This is a genomic window from Tenacibaculum sp. M341, from assembly GCF_004337695.1.
Classification (GTDB): domain Bacteria; phylum Bacteroidota; class Bacteroidia; order Flavobacteriales; family Flavobacteriaceae; genus Polaribacter.
The window spans coordinates 1-886 of sequence record NZ_SJXJ01000062.1; the positions used below are offsets into that span (position 1 = coordinate 1).

The 886-nt window shown below is 31.3% G+C and carries 1 protein-coding gene; it reads right to left on the reverse strand.

Features of this window, described 5'->3' with window-relative positions; all coding sequences use genetic code 11:
- Positions 1 to 22: 22 nt before the first annotated feature.
- Positions 23 to 886: ISAon1 family transposase (locus EYW44_RS21910; protein WP_243643719.1), on the reverse strand; the 864-nt coding region annotated here is incomplete at its 5' end.

The window sequence follows — 886 nt, forward strand, 5'->3', positions numbered from 1 at the left end:
GGATCATTCCTAAAAGTTGTGGTTAAGCAAAAATTTGTGTTAATCTGTATAGAAAGAATTCTACATTTCTCACTCCTCTAAATTGAGCTCTAAACGCTTTTATTTTAGCATTAAAAGATTCTGCGGAAGCATTTGTACTTCGATTATCAAAATAGTTGAGTATAGATTTATAATTTAAACTGATAGAGTTAGCTACAATATTAAAAGCTTTAAACCCTGAGTTTTCTACTTCTTTAAACCAATGTGCTAGTTTAGTGTAAGCTACTTGTTTAGATATAGTTTTGTTGTTAAAAAGATTTCTAAGTTTTTGACAGATTCCGTATGCCTTTTTAATATCTGGATATTTTTCAAATAACATCTGAGCTCTTACCTTTTGTTTATCAGTCCAGTCATGCTTTGTTTTATATAGAAGGTATCGACTTCTAGCCAATAGTTGTTTTAAAGTGTCTCCATTAGCAAAAGTTTCAGGAATATATACTTTACCATTTCTTTTAGTGTCTTTTATATCATTATTTTCTTTCTCTATAGCTTCCCAACGATGCTTTATACGGATGTCTTGTAAAGCATCTAAGGCTAACTTTTGTACATGAAACCTATCCGTTACTTGTACAGCTTTAGGGAAGCATTTTGTAACGATTAATTTCATTGCATTAGCCATATCTAAAGTGATTTCTTTGACTTTATTGCGTTTAGAGCTTGGTATTTTGTAAAGATGATGGATGATTTGTTCTGCTTTAGTTCCTGCAATAATAGCTACAATACTTCCAGCTTTACCTTTAGCTTTTTTATTCGTGATAATGGTGTACAGTTCTCCTTTAGATAAAGCTACTTCATCTATAGATAGGTGTTTTCCTATATTCTCAGGGAAAAGTAGCCAATCTTTAGC